The organism is Streptomyces sp. NPDC007905, from assembly GCF_042959345.1.
Classification (GTDB): Bacteria; Actinomycetota; Actinomycetes; order Streptomycetales; family Streptomycetaceae; genus Streptomyces.
The window spans coordinates 121,550-136,586 of the sequence record NZ_JBIBKS010000017.1; the positions used below are offsets into that span (position 1 = coordinate 121,550).

At 71.0% G+C, this 15,037-nt stretch carries 18 protein-coding genes; 11 read left to right on the plus strand and 7 right to left on the minus strand.

All coding sequences use genetic code 11. The features are described 5' to 3' along the window. Positions 1 to 18 precede the first annotated feature (18 nt). The 7 genes from ACFZDC_RS28220 to rocD all read left to right on the plus strand — a co-directional run bounded on the left by ACFZDC_RS28220 (position 19) and on the right by rocD (position 6,005). Positions 19 to 747: a type 1 glutamine amidotransferase gene (locus tag ACFZDC_RS28220; RefSeq protein WP_391328290.1), complete on the plus strand. Its 729-nt coding sequence runs from the start codon at positions 19 to 21 to the stop codon at positions 745 to 747. 227 nt (positions 748 to 974) lie between these two features. After that, entirely contained in the window at positions 975 to 2,000 is a 1,026-nt protein-coding gene (locus ACFZDC_RS28225) for an ATP-dependent 6-phosphofructokinase (RefSeq protein WP_391328292.1), read from the plus strand. Positions 2,001 to 2,103: 103 nt separating this feature from the next. Beyond that, complete coding sequence (locus tag ACFZDC_RS28230) at positions 2,104 to 3,054, plus strand: cytochrome c oxidase assembly protein (protein ID WP_391328294.1); 951 nt, start codon at positions 2,104 to 2,106, stop codon at positions 3,052 to 3,054. Between the two features lie 70 nt (positions 3,055 to 3,124). Further along, positions 3,125 to 3,292: a hypothetical protein gene (locus ACFZDC_RS28235; RefSeq protein ID WP_391328295.1), complete on the plus strand. Its 168-nt coding sequence runs from the start codon at positions 3,125 to 3,127 to the stop codon at positions 3,290 to 3,292. A gap of 37 nt (positions 3,293 to 3,329) precedes the next feature. Continuing rightward, positions 3,330 to 3,815: an AsnC family transcriptional regulator gene (locus ACFZDC_RS28240; protein ID WP_391328298.1), complete on the plus strand. Its 486-nt coding sequence runs from the start codon at positions 3,330 to 3,332 to the stop codon at positions 3,813 to 3,815. Positions 3,816 to 3,969: 154 nt separating this feature from the next. Then, positions 3,970 to 4,779, plus strand: a complete 810-nt coding sequence (ddaH, locus tag ACFZDC_RS28245) for a dimethylargininase (protein WP_391328300.1) — start codon at positions 3,970 to 3,972, stop codon at positions 4,777 to 4,779. Further along, entirely contained in the window at positions 4,779 to 6,005 is a 1,227-nt protein-coding gene (rocD, locus tag ACFZDC_RS28250) for an ornithine--oxo-acid transaminase (protein ID WP_391328302.1), read from the plus strand. The genes ddaH and rocD overlap by 1 nt, the downstream gene beginning before the upstream one ends. A gap of 49 nt (positions 6,006 to 6,054) precedes the next feature. On the opposite strand, the gene ACFZDC_RS28255 is transcribed toward rocD, so the two are convergent. From ACFZDC_RS28255 to ACFZDC_RS28270, 4 genes are all read right to left on the minus strand, one after another. Next, complete coding sequence (locus ACFZDC_RS28255) at positions 6,055 to 6,693, minus strand: DUF305 domain-containing protein (protein WP_391328304.1); 639 nt, start codon at positions 6,691 to 6,693, stop codon at positions 6,055 to 6,057. 78 nt (positions 6,694 to 6,771) lie between these two features. Further along, entirely contained in the window at positions 6,772 to 7,173 is a 402-nt protein-coding gene (locus ACFZDC_RS28260) for a DUF6153 family protein (protein ID WP_391328306.1), read from the minus strand. Between the two features lie 558 nt (positions 7,174 to 7,731). Beyond that, positions 7,732 to 8,226 (minus strand): RDD family protein, encoded by a 495-nt coding sequence (locus tag ACFZDC_RS28265; RefSeq protein WP_391328308.1) that lies wholly within the window; start codon positions 8,224 to 8,226, stop codon positions 7,732 to 7,734. After that, the gene (locus ACFZDC_RS28270) at positions 8,223 to 9,242 is read right to left on the minus strand and encodes a hypothetical protein (protein ID WP_391328310.1); all 1,020 of its coding nucleotides are present in this window, start codon (positions 9,240 to 9,242) and stop codon (positions 8,223 to 8,225) included. Before ACFZDC_RS28270 ends, ACFZDC_RS28265 begins: the two co-directional genes overlap by 4 nt. A gap of 422 nt (positions 9,243 to 9,664) precedes the next feature. Between ACFZDC_RS28270 and ACFZDC_RS28275 the strand changes: the two genes are divergently transcribed. Next, positions 9,665 to 10,126, plus strand: a complete 462-nt coding sequence (locus ACFZDC_RS28275) for a hypothetical protein (protein ID WP_391328312.1) — start codon at positions 9,665 to 9,667, stop codon at positions 10,124 to 10,126. Positions 10,127 to 10,275: 149 nt separating this feature from the next. Next, positions 10,276 to 10,746: a DUF4396 domain-containing protein gene (locus ACFZDC_RS28280; protein ID WP_391328314.1), complete on the plus strand. Its 471-nt coding sequence runs from the start codon at positions 10,276 to 10,278 to the stop codon at positions 10,744 to 10,746. 94 nt (positions 10,747 to 10,840) lie between these two features. Here ACFZDC_RS28280 and ACFZDC_RS28285 read toward each other — a convergent pair whose 3' ends face one another. The 3 genes from ACFZDC_RS28285 to ACFZDC_RS28295 all read right to left on the minus strand — a co-directional run bounded on the left by ACFZDC_RS28285 (position 10,841) and on the right by ACFZDC_RS28295 (position 13,240). Then, a complete protein-coding gene (locus ACFZDC_RS28285; RefSeq protein WP_391328316.1) occupies positions 10,841 to 11,161 on the minus strand; it encodes a zf-HC2 domain-containing protein in 321 nt (106 codons plus the stop codon). A 151-nt stretch (positions 11,162 to 11,312) separates the two neighbouring features. Continuing rightward, positions 11,313 to 12,017: a response regulator gene (locus ACFZDC_RS28290; protein ID WP_391328318.1), complete on the minus strand. Its 705-nt coding sequence runs from the start codon at positions 12,015 to 12,017 to the stop codon at positions 11,313 to 11,315. Beyond that, positions 12,014 to 13,240: a histidine kinase gene (locus tag ACFZDC_RS28295; protein ID WP_391328320.1), complete on the minus strand. Its 1,227-nt coding sequence runs from the start codon at positions 13,238 to 13,240 to the stop codon at positions 12,014 to 12,016. The genes ACFZDC_RS28290 and ACFZDC_RS28295 overlap by 4 nt, the downstream gene beginning before the upstream one ends. Before the next feature lie 271 nt (positions 13,241 to 13,511). On the opposite strand from ACFZDC_RS28295, the gene ACFZDC_RS28300 reads away from it, so the two are divergent. Together ACFZDC_RS28300 and ACFZDC_RS28305 are read left to right on the plus strand one after the other, a co-directional pair. Further along, the gene (locus ACFZDC_RS28300) at positions 13,512 to 14,117 is read left to right on the plus strand and encodes a hypothetical protein (RefSeq protein ID WP_391328322.1); all 606 of its coding nucleotides are present in this window, start codon (positions 13,512 to 13,514) and stop codon (positions 14,115 to 14,117) included. A 156-nt stretch (positions 14,118 to 14,273) separates the two neighbouring features. Then, entirely contained in the window at positions 14,274 to 14,993 is a 720-nt protein-coding gene (locus ACFZDC_RS28305) for a 1-acyl-sn-glycerol-3-phosphate acyltransferase (protein ID WP_391328323.1), read from the plus strand. Positions 14,994 to 15,037 lie beyond the last annotated feature (44 nt).

Below are 15,037 nucleotides of genomic sequence, written 5' to 3' on the forward strand. Positions count from 1 at the left end.
TCGAAGGGCGATCACCTCATGAGCGACAACCAACTGCGGCTGGTGTGGATCTACCCGGACCTGCTGAGCACCTACGGCGACCAGGGCAACGCGCTCGTCGTGGAACGCCGGGCGCGGCAGCGCGGCCTGGACGTGGCCCGGCTGGACGTGCGCAGCGACCAGCCGATCCCGACCTCCGGCGACATCTACCTGATCGGCGGCGGCGAGGACCGGCCGCAGCGGCTCGCGGCCGAGCGGCTGCGCCGCGACGGCCATCTGCACCGCGCGGTGGAGAACGGCGCGATCGTCTTCTCCGTCTGCGCCGGCTACCAGATCCTGGGCCACGAGTTCATCAACGACCTCGGCCAGCGCGAGCCGGGCCTCGGCCTGCTCGACGTGGTGTCGGTGCGCGGCGAGGGCGAGCGGTGCGTCGGCGACGTCCTCGCGGACATCGACCCGCAGCTCGGCCTGCCCCCGCTCACCGGCTTCGAGAACCACCAGGGCGTCACCCATCTCGGTGCGAGCGCCCGTCCCTTCGCCCGGCTGCAGATCGGCAAGGGCAACGGCACCGGGGACGGCACGGAGGGCGCGTACAACGGGACGGTCTTCGGCACGTACATGCACGGGCCCGTGCTGGCCCGCAACCCGCAGATCGCCGACCTGCTGCTGAAGCTGGCCCTCGATGTCAACGCGCTGCCCCCGATCGACGACCGGTGGTACGAGGCGCTCCGCAACGAGCGCATCGCGGCCGCGCAGCAGCCTGCGTAGGCACTGTTGCGCAGCAGCCTGCGTAAGCGTCATGTCAGGGACCTTTCAGCGTCTTCCGGCACCCTCGGGGTGAGCCCGCCTGACGGGCCGTCCGCTCACATGTGCGGGGGCGTCCAGCAGGCGGACGCCCGCTACGGAGCCACCCCCTCACGCCGGTAGGGTGGCCGGGAATCCGCCGGACGACGTGGTCCGGTTTCCCGGCCCACGTTGAGAAGGTATTTCGGGCTATGCGCATTGGTGTCCTCACGTCCGGCGGCGACTGCCCCGGCCTGAACGCCGTCATCCGGTCCGTCGTGCACCGTGCCGTCGCCGACCACGGCGACGAGGTCATCGGTTTCCGGGACGGCTGGAAGGGCCTCCTGGAATGCGACTACATGAAGCTCGACCTCGACGCCGTGGGCGGCATCCTGGCGCGCGGCGGCACGATCCTCGGCTCCTCCCGGGTCCGTCCGGAGCATCTTCGGGACGGTGTGGAGCGGGCCAAGGGCCATGTCCAGGAGCTGGGCCTTGACGCGATCATCCCGATCGGCGGCGAGGGAACGCTGAAGGCGGCCCGCCTGCTCTCGGACCACGGCCTGCCCATCGTGGGCGTGCCCAAGACCATCGACAACGACATCGCCGTCACGGACGTCACCTTCGGCTTCGACACGGCGGTGGGCGTCGCCACCGAGGCCCTGGACCGGCTGAAGACCACCGCCGAGTCCCACCAGCGCGTGCTGATCGTGGAGGTCATGGGCCGGCACACCGGCTGGATCGCGCTGCACTCCGGCATGGCGGCCGGCGCGCACGCCATCGTCGTGCCGGAACGGCCCTTCGACATCGACGAGTTGACGAAGCGGGTCGGGGCGCGGTTCGAGGCGGGCAAGCGGTTCGCCATCGTGGTCGCCGCAGAGGGGGCCAAGCCGCGGCCCGGCTCCATGGAGTTCGACGAGGGCGGCAAGGACATCTACGGCCATGAGCGTTTCGCGGGGATCGCGCGTCAGCTGTCGGTCGAGCTGGAGCAGCGGCTCGGCAAGGAGGCGCGGCCGGTGATCCTCGGGCATGTGCAGCGGGGTGGCACGCCGACCGCTTACGACCGCGTGTTGGCCACCCGGTTCGGGTGGCATGCGGTGGAGGCGGTGCACCGGGGCGAGTTCGGGATGATGACGGCTCTGCGGGGGACGGACATCGTGATGGTGTCCCTGGCCAAGGCCGTGGAGATGTTGAAGACGGTTCCCGCGGAGCGGTACGACGAGGCGGAGTGCGTGCTGTAGTTCGCCCGAGACAACCCGCCCCCGGTCGCAGCCGTGACCGGGGGCGGTTCTACTCTTGGGGGCGGACAGACACGCACAACCCCCACGAATCAGGAGCCGCCGGATGGATCACAGCGGGCACGGCATGAACATGGATCTGCCGCCGTTCACGCTGGGGCGGGGGCTCGAGTGGTCCGCCGACCCGTTCTTCCTCGTCGCCTGTCTGCTCGGGCTCGGTATGTACGGCTGGGGCGTGGTGCGGCTGCGGCGGCGGGGGGACGCATGGCCCGCGGCCCGTACGGTGTCGTACGTCGTCGGGGTGCTGACCATCGCGCTGATGATGTCCACCAGGCTGAACGACTACGGCATGGTCATGTTCAGCGTGCACATGGTGCAGCACATGGTGATCAGCATGCTGTCGCCGATCCTGGTCCTGCTGGGCGCCCCGGTCACGCTGGCGCTGCGCGCGCTGCCGCCGGCCGGCAGGGGCCGCAAGGGGCCGCGCGAGCTGCTGCTGGCGCTGCTGCACAGCCGGTACATGCGGATCATCACCCACCCGACTTTCACCATCCCGCTGTTCATCGCGAGCCTGTACGCCCTGTACTTCACGCCGATCTTCGACTTCCTGATGGGGTCGAAGACCGGGCACGTCGCGATGATGGTGCACTTCCTCGCGGTGGGCGTGGTCTTCTTCTGGCCGATCATCGGCGTGGACCCGGGACCGTACCGGCCCGGGTACCTGATGCGGATGCTGGAGCTGTTCGCGGGCATGCCGTTCCACGCGTTCTTCGGCATCGCGCTGATGATGGGGTCGACGCCGATGGTGGAGACGTTCCGGAACCCGCCCGCCTCGCTCGGCATCGACGCGCTCGCCGACCAGAACGCGGCCGGCGGCATCGCCTGGGCGTTCAGCGAGATCCCGTCCGTGCTGGTGCTGATCGCGCTCCTGTTCCAGTGGTACCGCTCCGAACAGCGGCAGGCCAAGCGCAAGGACCGGGCCGCCGACCGGGACGGCGACAAGGAGCTGGAGGCGTACAACGCCTATCTGGCCTCCCTCAACGCGCGCGAGGGCTGACTCCGCGGTATCCCCTCCGGGCGGGAATCGGGGCACCATGGTGAGGACGGACCATGAGGAGGGTGCCGCGATGCCCGGTTCCACGAACGGTTCCACGAAGGCGATGGGGGCGATGACCGTCGGCGGGCTCGTCGTCGTCACGGCCTACACGGTCGCCCTCGGCAGCAACGGCTGGCTGTGGTTCGGATGGGTGGTGCTGGGGCTGCTGACACTCGCCATGGTCCTCACCCAGTCCTAGGGCCGCTTCCGCGGGCAGGGCTGATTACAGTGCCCGCATGAACAGCAGGACCGCGTCCTTCGACGACCTCGACCGAAAGATCATCACCGCGCTGATGGCGAACGCCAGGACCAGCTTCGCCGAGATCGGCGCGGCGATCGGGCTGTCGTCCACCGCGGTCAAACGGCGCGTGGACCGACTGCGCGAGACCGGTGTGATCACCGGGTTCACGGCGACCGTGGAGCCCTCCGCGCTCGGCTGGCGCACGGAGGCGTACGTCGAGGTGTACTGCGAGGGCGCGGCCCCGCCGCGGCGCCTGGCGGAGGTGGTGCGCAACCACCCGGAGATCACCGCGGCCATGACGGTGACCGGTGGCGCGGACGCACTGCTGCACGTGCGGGCGCGGGACGTGGAGCACTTCGAGGAGGTGCTGGAGCGGATCCGCGCCGAGCCGTTCATCCGGAAGACGATCAGTGTGATGGTCCTGTCCCACCTCCTCCCGGAAAGCCCGGAAGCGGGCGCCACCCACGCCGCACCGGAATGACGCGGATCAAACGCAGGAGTCATGCGTCGTCGGGAGAAACAACGCAGCGATGCTGCGCATCCACGCAGCTTTCCTTTCTTGTCCTCCGTATCCCTCAGTTTCTACCGTGGTGGTCACCCCTCAGTGACACACAGGAAAGCGGAGGAAACCCTCTGTGGCCGAAAGTCGTGTGCCGCGCGCCCGGCGCTTCCTCGTCTGTGAACCCAGGCACTTCGCCGTGCAGTACGCGATCAATCCCTGGATGCATCCCGACAAGCCCGTCGACGTGGATCTGGCCCAGGAGCAGTGGCAGGCGCTGATCCGCGCCTACCGCGCCCACGGTCACACCGTCGACGCGGTCGATCCGGTCCCGGGCCTGCCGGACATGGTGTTCGCCGCGAACGCGGCGTTCGTCGTCGGCGGCCGGGTCTTCGGCTCCCTGTTCCACGCGCCGGAGCGGCGCCCCGAGTCGGTCCACTACGACACCTGGTTCAAGGCGGCAGGCTACGACGTGTACCGCCCCGAGTCGGTGACCGAGGGCGAGGGCGACCTGGTGTGGACGGGCCGGTACGTGCTGGCCGGCACCGGGTTCCGCACCACCCGCGAGGCCCATCGGGAGGCGCAGGAGTTCCTCGGCCATCCGGTGATCGGCCTGACCCTGGTGGACCCGTACTTCTACCACCTGGACACCGCGCTGTTCGTCCTCGACGACGACAACATCGTCTACTACCCGGAGGCGTTCTCGCCGGGCAGCCGGGAGGTGCTCAAGCGCCTGTATCCGGACGCGGTGCTCGCCACCCGGGACGACGCGATGACGTTCGGCCTGAACTCGGTGTCCGACGGCCGGCACGTCTTCATCGCCCCCCAGGCCGAGGCGCTGGCCGAGCGCCTGGCCGACCACGGTTACGTCCCCGTCCCCGTCGACCTGTCGGAGTTCCACAAGGCCGGCGGTGGCATCAAGTGCTGCACCCAGGAGATTCGCTGATGACCGCACCCGCGCGCACGCGTACGTCCGACGACCTGATCCGGGCGGAGGAGCCGGTCCTCGCGCACAACTACCACCCTCTTCCCGTGGTCGTCGCCCGGGCGGAGGGCACCTGGGTGGAGGACGTCGAGGGCCGCCGCTACCTCGACATGCTGGCCGGCTACTCGGCGCTCAACTTCGGCCACCGGCACCCCGCGCTGATCGAGGCCGCGCACCGCCAGCTCGACCGGCTCACCCTCACCTCCCGCGCCTTCCACAACGACATGCTCGCCGGGTTCGCCGAGCGGCTCGCCGAGCTGACCGGCCTCGACATGGTGCTGCCGATGAACACCGGCGCGGAGGCGGTGGAGAGCGGCATCAAGGTGGCGCGCAAGTGGGCGTACGACGTGAAGGGCGTCCCCGCCGACCGGGCGACCATCGTCGTCGCGGCGGAGAACTTCCACGGCCGTACGACGACCATCGTCAGCTTCTCCACGGACGAGTCGGCCCGGGCGGGCTTCGGTCCCTTCACACCCGGCTTCCGCGTCGTTCCCTACAACGACCTGGCCGCGCTGGAGGCGGCGGTCGACGAGACGACGGCTGCGGTGCTGCTGGAGCCCATCCAGGGCGAGGCCGGGGTGATCATCCCGGACGAGGGCTACCTGTCGGGGGTCCGGGAGCTGACCCGCCGCAAGGGCTGCCTGTTCATCGCGGACGAGATCCAGTCCGGACTCGGCCGCACCGGCCGTACCCTCGCCGTCGAGCACGAGGACGTGGTACCGGACGTGCTGCTGCTCGGCAAGGCGCTCGGCGGTGGCATCGTGCCGGTGTCGGCGGTGGTGGCCCGGCGCGAGGTGCTGGGTGTGCTGCACCCGGGCGAGCACGGCTCCACGTTCGGCGGGAACCCGCTCGCGGCTGCGGTCGGCACGGCGGTGGTCGAGCTGCTGGAGGGCGGTGAGTTCCAGCGCCGGGCGGCCGAGCTGGGCGTGGTCCTGCGCGGCGGGCTGACCGAGCTGGTCGGCAGGGGCGTGACCGGTTTCCGCTCGCGCGGGCTGTGGGCGGGCGTCGACGTCGACCCGGCCATCGGCACCGGCCGGCAGATCAGTGAACGCCTGATGCGGGAGGGCGTCCTGGCCAAGGACACGCACGGCTCCACGATCCGGCTGGCGCCCCCGCTGACCATCACGGCGGAGGAGCTGCGCTCCGCGCTGGGCGCGCTGGAGAAGGTGCTGGCCGAGGGGAACTGAGGCGGGGGCAGGGGGCCGGCGGTACCCGACCGGCCCCCTGCCCACTCGGTCAGCCCTTGCTCCCGCCCTCGCCGAGGAGCTGCTTCATCTCCTTGATCTCGGCGTTCTGGGCGCTGACGATACCGCCCGCCATGCCCTTGGCGGGACCGTACTCGCCCTTCCTCTTCTCCGTGGTGGCCATGGCGACGGCGCCCTGGTGATGGTCGACCATCAGGGACAGGAACATGGTGTCGAAGTCCTTGCCGCCGGCCTTCTTCAGGGCCGCCATGTCGTCGTCGCTCATCATGTCGGACATACCCGACATGCCCGCATGGCCTGAGCGATCCGTGCCGGCCATGGGGACCTGCGCACCCCAGGTCTTCAGCCAGCCGGTCATGGTGCGGATCTCCGGGTCCTGCGCCTTCTCGATGCGCGCGGCGAGGTCCTTCACCCGCGCCGAGGAGGCGCGGCCGTCGGCGAGCCGCGCCATCTCCAGGGCCTGCTGGTGGTGCGGGATCATGCCCTGGGCGAACGCCACGTCCTGGGCGTTGTGGGCCGTGGCGGTGGACGCGCTCGGGTTCGCCGAGCTGCCGTGGCCCGCGCGGACGCCGCCGGCACCCCCGCCTCCACCACAGGCGGCGAGGACGAGGGAGGCGAGGCCGGTCGCCGCGACGAGGGCGGCACGGCACGTGGGAGTACGGGTGGTCATGCTGAACTCCTGCTGTTCGAAAGGTGTCTTCGGGCACGCGTGGGAGCACGACCGCAGCGCATGCGGTCGTCGGCGCCTCTAGATCCGCAGGAGTTGGAGTTCCGCCAGGGAGGGCGGCGCACGGGCACCGTCCGGCGCGCCGACCGCGCACGCGCGCAGGGCACCGGTCGGCACCGGGGCCGTCACGGGGCCGGGTGCGAGCGCGGGCAGCTGCGGTCCGGCGTTCACGGCCCCGGACGCGCAGGTGGGATCGGCGTGGTGCAGGTGGTTGCCACCGCAGTGGCCGTCGCCACCAGGGCAGTCGTCGGAGGCGGTCAGCGCGGCCCCCATGGGCGCGGAGCGGACGTGCTCCGCATGGCCGGTACCGCCACCGGGCGCCAGAGCGTGCATGCCCAGCAGCCCGGCCAGCACCACGAGTACGAGCAGCGCACGCCACCGCCGCTGGGGCGGTCGCTGGGGCTGCTGTCCGGCGCTGCGCATCGGGGACATCGTACGAGGCCGGGGCGAGGGAAGTTGCGGTGACCCGCCGGTGCGGACGCGCCATCCGCCCGAGGCGATGCGCCGGGCGGTCCGGGATCGGGGGCGGCGGCTCCCCCCGGCCGCAACGCCTGCACCGGCGCCCTGTACCAGTGCACGAACGTCCCGCAGTCCCCCTACGAGTTCGCGAGGATCTTCGCGGCCTACACCGGCTGACGCGGCATCAGCCACCCGGGTCCGCTCACCCGCGCCATGCGGTCCCCGCCGGGCGAGCGGGCCGGATTGTTGCGAGCCGGCTTCCAAGTCAGCGACGTCGTCCGCTGCGCCGGCGAGGAACGACGCGCCGTGGCCGGTGGCCGGGACATCTACGCCGGCAGGGCGTCGCTCGGCGTGGAGGCCGTCGATCGCAGCCTCACGGGACGGGCCGGGACGGTCGGTGTCTCCTCCACCGACGAGATCGTCGACGCGCGACTTCCTGCGCGCCGGCCGGTGGCCGCCGCCGGGCCTGGGTCGGCTGCCGTCTCGGGCGCCCGGCGCCTCCGGACGGGCGCGCGTGCCGGCTCAGTCACGCCGACGGTGCGCGGAGGTCCGCGAGCGGCCGTACCAGTCGTGCACCACGGCGCTGCCCACCACGAGGTCCTGGACGGACGCCCGGCGCCGGCTGGCCGGGATCCACAGCAGACCCAGCGGGAAGAGGAGGCACAGCACGGCCCGCAGCACGGCGGTGGCCGGCCTGAGCCTGGCCCCCGCCCGGCTGGTCACCCGCAGCCCCATCAGCTGGTCACCGACGGTACGCCCGGCCGTGCCCCAGCTGGCCGCGAGATAGACGACCGCGACGGCGGAGCCGAATCCCGTGGCGCCCCCGACGCCGAGGTCGGGCAGCGCGAAGGGAGGACCGAGGAGCAGATAGCGCAGCGCCGCGTACCCGAACTCGACAGCCGCGACCATGCCGAGCACGACGAGGAGGTCGACCGCGGCCGCCACGACGCGCGAGACGATCCCGGCGGCCCTGCCCTGGACCACCGCCTGAGGATGGATGCGTGCCACCGAGGTCACGGCGTCTCCTGTCCCCCGCCCGGCTCCCCGGGCCTCTTGCCGGGCGGCGGCGCCGCTGTCGGGGCGGCCCCGTCCGGCCCCCCGCGGTGCAGCAGCCGCTCGGCGATCCGGTCCACGAACCGGTCCGCCCGGGCGTTCTGCTCGCGGAACGCGTCCAGCGTCTCCGCCGTGATGCTGCCGCCGGTGTCCCTCACGATGCGTCCGACGTCGAGCTCTTCCAGGACCTGCTCGGTGTACGTCACCAGGTCCACCCGGGTGAGTACCGCGTCGAGGTCGATCCGCCGGGCGACCCGGTCCACGTCCAGCCGGTCCACCACCGCGTCGAGGTCGATGCGGTCGACGACGGCATCGACATCGATGCGGGCCAGGAGGCTGTCTACGTCGACGCGGGCCAAAAGGCTGTCTACCTCGACGCGGGCCAGGAGGGTGTCTACGTCGACGCGGGCCAGCACGGAGTCCAGGTCGACGCGACTCAGGACCGAGTCGAGATCCACCCGGGCCAGCAGGGCGTCCAGGTCGACGCGCCGGGCCACGCGGTCCACGTCCAGGCGATCGGCCACCGCATCGAGGTCGATCTCGTCCACGACGGCGGCCGTCAGGGCCCGGAGCACTGCCCGCGCCAGGGGGCGTGCCTCGTTGCGGGCCCGCGCCCGTTCCGCCGCTCCCCGCGCACTCCAGCCGGCGATGCGGCGGTCCACCGCGCCCAGCACGGTCGGGGGCACGAGCAGCCGCGTCGTGGCGCGCGCCCAGTTCCCGGCCCGGTCGGCCGTGCCCACGACCGCGGACACCGACCGCCGCTGGACCTCCAGCGCGAGACCGAGAACCGCGTCGCCCAGCGGCGCCGGCCGGCCGGGGCGCGGATACCGGGGGCGCGCCGCCGCGACGGTCTGCGACGCGATGTCGGCCAGACCCACGACCAGTCGCGTGACGCCCGTGACCACGGGGCGCGCGAGGCCGTCCCCGACCGTCCCACCCGTCGGCGACGACAGGGGCGAATCGTCCGCGGTCCTGCTCACACGGGTATCGGACCACATTCCGCCACGGCTGCCCTCACCCGCCGGGGGTGATCCGCCCTGCGGGCGTGCGCGCGAGCGACACGGCTGACCGAGCGTCACTGAAGTCGGCGGTCAATCCGGCATCGGTCCGAAACAGGGGAAAGGGAAGCCGACTTGGATCCGGGCGGGCCCAACGTGACGTTGTCGCGATCGGGAAGCGGCCAATCCCTTGAGGACCGTTGTGCGTATCGACTCACGGGAAGCATTTCTCCCTGGGAATCAGCGTCGTTCATGGGCTCCGCCACACCCCATGGCCGGCATCGGGATGCGATGGCGGCCGGATCGCGCCGCGCTGACCATCTCCGCCACGGATCGGGTAGGTCGAGCCGTTTCCTCGCCCCCGAGGCTCCTTGAGATCCATACATGTGACCCCTGGATTCGTCATGCGCTCCACCAATGCCGCTGAAGTCGCCTGGAGGGGGCTGGCCGTGTCCTGCGCCGTCGCCAACACGGTGCTGCACACCTTGCTCGTCCCTGATCACCTCGAGGAGATGTTCTACATCGGTCTGCTGTTCGCCGTGGGGAGCGCCGTCATGCTCGTCGTGGCAGGGGGGCTCGTCGTGATGAAGCGTCCCTTGACCGCTTGGCTGACCGGCGTGCTGGTCAGCCTCGGCATGATCGTCGGGTTCGCGCTGTCGCGTACCGTCGGCCTGCCGGGCGGTTACTACGAAGCCGGCTGGGAATCGCCGTACGGACCCCTGTCGCTGCTGGTCGAGGGGTTGTTCGTCGTTGCGTTCCTGGCCTGGCTCGGAGACAGGGCGGCACACGGCGCTGCACCCGGACTGCCGTACCGGGCGGACCACGAGCGGGTCCCGGTGGGACGCGGTGGATCGCAGGAGTGGTGACTACGGCACCTGACAACGCTGCGGGCCGGCCCGAAGGCCGCCCGTCCTGGCCTTGTCCGCCCTGACCTCGCCCATCCCGACACGGGAATACCCCCATGGGGTATGTGGTTGGTGTGTGGGTGACGCACACCGACACGGGGAGGCCGACGATGGATCACACCGCGCACCAGCACCAGCACGCCCCCGGCACTTCCTGGCGCATGGCCGCGCAGGCGACCCTGCACTGCCTGACGGGATGCACCGTCGGCGAAGTCCTGGGCATGGTCATCGGCACGGCCGCCGGCCTGCACAACGCGGCCACTGTCGTCGTCTCGATCGCACTGGCCTTCGTCTTCGGCTACGCGCTGACCATGCGGGGCGTCCTGCGCGCAGGGCTTCCCGTCCGCCAGGCGCTGAAGGTGGCCCTGGCCGCGGACACGGTGTCCATCGCCGTGATGGAACTGATCGACAACACCGTCGTCGTGGGCGTGCCCGGTGCCATGGACGCGGGTGTGTCCGAGGCGCTGTTCTGGGCCTCGCTCGCGGTGTCCCTGGTCCTCGCCTTCGTGCTGACGACTCCGGTGAACCGGTGGATGATCGGTCGCGGCAGAGGGCACGCGGTCGTGCACGCGTACCACTGACGCGCACCGCCTTCCGGCCCCTCTCGCGGTGCCGGGAGGGGCCGGACCCTCAAAGGCCGCCCGCGCGGCAAGCGGCTGCGCCTCGTTTCCGGGCTCACCTGACGTACGCCATCCGGTCAACCCATTGCGACAGCGTGAGCGACCCGGCCAGGGCCTTGCGGGCCGTGCCGCGCCGACAGCGCTGACGCGGTGACGCGTGGCGCGGCTGGTGCCCCGAGCCGCCGTCGGCCAGGGCGTCACGCAGAGCGGACAGGTGTGCGGCCACGGCAGCGAGGCAGTCATGCTCGTCCCTGCATGCGGAGCAGACCGCCAGGTGCGGGATGACGGCACTGGCCTCCTGGGGAGCCAGGAGCTTCAGGGCGTGTCCGGCCAGCAGGTCACGGAGCGCGCGGCACTCCTCGAGGGAAGCAGACATGGGGGACTCCTCTCCGGGCTGCGACGCAAGGCGCGCTTCGGCACGCCGAGGGATTCGGACGACGTCCGGCGACGGTGGCTCGGATCGCAGCCCTTGCGTCATGCATCCAGGCTCGCTCAGGAGCCCCCCTCTGCGCGTCGTCCCCGTGCAGTCACTCCTGGGTACTACGGCCGCAGTAGTCGGCGGGCTCCGTAGTCGCACAGACCAGGCCGCACTGGTAGGCGATGACCACCAGCTGGGCCCGGTCGCGGGCCGCGAGCTTGGTCATGGCCCGGTTCACGTGGGTTTTGGCGGTCAACGGACTGACGAACAAACGTTCGGCAATCTCCTCGTTCGACTGACCCAGCGCGACGAGCCTGGTCACGTCGCGTTCGCGGGGAGTCAGGCACGCCAGCCGCTCGTGCACCACGTCGGTGCAGGGTTCCGGCTGGGCCAGGAAACGCGTGATCAACGCCCGGGTGGCCGCGGGAGACAGGAGCGCCTCACCGGCGGCGACCGTGCGCACGGCGTCGAGAAGCTCCTCCGGTCGTGCCCCCTTGCCCAGAAAGCCGCTCGCACCCGCTCGCAGCGCCTGTGCGACGTACTCGTCGTCCTCGAAAGTGGTCAGGATGAGGACCTTCACCGTCGCGAGATCGTCGGCCTCGCTGATCAGCCGGGTGGCGTCGAGACCGTCCATGTCGGGCATGCGGATGTCCATCAGGACCACATCGGGGCGATGGGCCTGTGCCAGTTCCACGGCTTCGCGCCCGTTGGAGGCCTCCCCCACCGTCTCCATGTCCTCCGCGGCATCGAACAGCATCTTGAAGGTGCCCCGCAGCAGTGCCTGGTCATCGGCCAGCAGTACGCGGATCGTCACGCCCGCCTCTCCTCCAGCAGTCTGTCCGGCACCGGCTCGTTCGTCGTGGAGCCGGGCCGCAGCGGCAGTTCGGCGGTCACGGTGAAGCCGCCCCCGGGCCGCGCCCGCGCGGTCAGTCTCCCGCCCACGCTGGCCGCCCGCTCACGCATGCCGATCAGCCCGTGACCGGTCCCCGACCGGGGTTCGTACGGTTCGGCACGCCCGTCGTCCTCGACGGTGATCGTCAGCCACTGAGGGCGGTAGTGCAGGAACAGTCGGGCGTGATCCGCCGCGGCGTGCTTGCGCACATTGGTCAAGGCCTCCTGCACGATGCGGTAGGCGGCCAGGTCCACCGCCGACGCCAGTGGCTCGACGGCACCGTGCCGGCTGTACCGTACGGCCAGGCCCGCACGTTCGAACGAGGCCAGGAGTGCCGGCACCTGCGCCAGGCCCGGAATCGGGTCGCGCGGTGCCTCGGGATCGTCGGACTGCCGCAGCAGGCCCACGGTGACCCGCAGTTCATCCAGCGCGGACCGGCTGGTCTCCTGGATGTCCTTCAGCGCGGCCAGGATCTGCTCGGGACGCTGCTGCCCCAGATGGACAGCGACGCCGGCCTGAGCGTTGATCAGGGCGATGTGGTGGGCGACGACGTCGTGCAGTTCGCGCGCGATCCGGACCCGTTCTGCCGCCACACGCTGACGTGCCTCCTGTTCACGTGTCCGCTCCGCGTGCTCCGCCCGTTCCTCCACGGCCGCGACATAGGCGCGGCGCGAGCGCATCCCGTCTCCCACCGCCGCCGGCAGGGCCGTCCACGCCAGCATCGCGGCGTTGTCCGGCTCCAGCCAGGATCCCGGCGCGTGCAGCACGGCCGCTCCGACCAGCACGACGGCCGAAGCGGATGCCACCGTCCAGGCGGTCCGCCGGTCCGTCCGCGCGGCGACCGTGTAGACGGACACGACGATCGGGCTGGTCACCAGCGGGCTCTCCCGGAAACCGAGCAACTGGAAGCACACCCCGCAGCCGACCGCCACCGCCGCTACGACAAACGGGTGCCGGCGGCGCCACAGAAGCGCGAAGCAGCCGACCGCGGCGAGCACGAGGGCGGACCACCGCAGCGTGAACCGGTGCTCGTGCGGAACGATGGACGCGGCCACGACCGACAGCACGAACAGCCCGGCCGAACCCAGTACATTACGAATCCCGCTCGGGGACCCCTGCCCGCTCCTGCCACCGATCACCGACATGGCACCACCGTAAGGACGCCGCCCGCACACTGCCGGGCCCGCGGAACCGGCCAGGGCCCTGATCCGCAGATCCGACGGCCCGGCGAGGCCGTCGAGGGGCTGCGCTCTTCGAGTGACGAGACCCATGGGCCGGCCCGGACCAGCGGACACAAGGCCACAACGAGGGCGCGACGAGTGGGTGGCGGGAGCACGGCCTGAGGCAGGTCGTTCCCGGCATCCGGGGGTACAGGGGGCGGATGGAGAGATCCCCTCCCCGGGGGGAGGGGGCTCCATGCAGTCGACGGTCTCGAAGCCGCTGTTCCGGCGCTTCGTGGCAACGGTGGCGGCAGGTGCGGCCCTGGCGACGACTACAGGGTGCACGGTTCCCGTCGACGCCGTCCCCGGCATCTCCGTGACCGGCGACGGCCACCTGCTCGGCGTCATGATGGTCTGCGGACACCGGATCGACGGCGCGGCGCTCTACGTGGACAGCGCCGACGCCGACCGTACGGTGACAGTGGGTTCATGGACCGCCGACCGTCCCCTCGGCGCCGGTCTCGCCACCTGGCCCCTCGACGCTCCCTCCGCCGGCTGGACCGCGTCGAGGTCTCGCGCTCCCCTCACCGCTGGGACCATCCACATCCTCTACGGCTGGACCAAGGACGACTCATGGTCTTCGGGGAGCGTCTCCTTCACCCTGGCCGACCGCGACCGGCTCACCCCCGGAACTGCCCTCTACGACGGCGTCTCGGCCGGCGGTGACGCATCCCAGATCACCGTCCCCATGGCGAAGTTCAAAGCCACGGCCTGTCAGGACGGTGATTCCGCTCCCCCGTTCGCCTCGGCCACGCCCGAACAAGGCAGCGCCCGCATCGGGACCACCCAACCGGCCGCCTGAGTACCCGTCAGTAAAGCGTGCGATGGGTCAGCATGGGTACGTCCGTGCCCTGTTCCCCGCGGCTGCGCACGCACTTACACTGACACCCCACCAGACGCCCGTTGACCTGCGAGAACGCGGCGGTTGAGCCGATCCACCAGAGTGAGGAGCGACCCCTTGTTCTACTACCTGCTCAAGTACGTCCTGCTGGGCCCCCTGCTCAGACTGGCCTTCCGGCCCCGGATCGAGGGGCTGGAGAACGTGCCGGCGTCGGGGCCGGCGATCGTCGCAGGGAACCATCTGTCCTTCTCCGACCACTTCCTGATGCCGGCGATACTCAAACGGCGCATCACCTTCCTCGCCAAGGCGGAGTACTTCACCGGGCCCGGCATCAAGGGACGCCTCACCGCGTTCTTCTTCCGCAGCGCCGGGCAGATCCCGGTGGACCGCTCGGGCAAGAAGGCGGGGCAGGTTGCGATCCGCGAGGGACTCGGGGTGCTGAGCAAGGGCGAGCTGCTGGGCATCTACCCGGAGGGGACGCGGTCGCACGACGGGCGGCTCTACAAGGGCAAGGTCGGGGTCGCCGTGATGGCGCTGAAGGCCGGGGTGCCGGTCGTGCCCTGCGCGATGATCGGCACCTTCGAGGCGCAGCCGCCCGGCAAGGTCATTCCGAACATCCACCCCGTCGTCATCCGCTTCGGCAAGCCGCTCGACTTCTCCCGCTACGCCGGCATGGAGGACGAGAAGGCCGTCCTGCGGGCCGTCACCGACGAGATCATGTATGCGATCCTCTCGCTGTCCGAGCAGGAGTACGTCGACCAGTACGCGGCCGTGGTCAAGGCGGAGCAGGCGGCGGAGAAGAAGGAGCGCAGGTTCCCGAGGGCGCCGCTCAGCTGACTCTGCCCTCGGCAGAAGCACTTCGGTCAGGGCCCCGGGCGTGC